Here is a 392-nt window from a genome sequence, read left to right on the forward strand (position 1 = left end):
CTCACATTGTTTAAGCGATAAACAATGTGCGTTGTTTTCAATTTTCAGCTTGTTCCAGATTGTTAAAGAGCATAATTGTTAAACCAACTATTTACATAATTGGCTTAATCATTATTGGGGACATCGTCTTTCACTCGATATCGGCGCAATTGGCGTCCCCTAGGGGATTCGAACCCCTGTTACCGCCGTGAAAGGGCGGTGTCCTAGGCCTCTAGACGAAGGGGACACAAGATATTGCACAAAACATGCGGTATCTCATGCAAGTCTTATTCTCTCGAATAAGTCTCCCACGTATAGCCTATTGCTCTACTTTCTATCAGACAATCTGTGTGAGCACTTCACAAAAACACTTCAATGGTAAGGAGGTGATCCAACCGCAGGTTCCCCTACGG

Annotated in this window: 1 tRNA gene; it reads right to left on the minus strand. The window is 43.9% G+C overall.

The features are described from left to right. Nucleotides 1-150: 150 nt before the first annotated feature. A tRNA-Glu gene (locus AC4IFO_RS23125) sits at nt 151-226 on the minus strand. Nucleotides 227-392: the final 166 nt, after the last annotated feature.

The organism is Providencia sp. UF-224 (assembly GCF_058245955.1).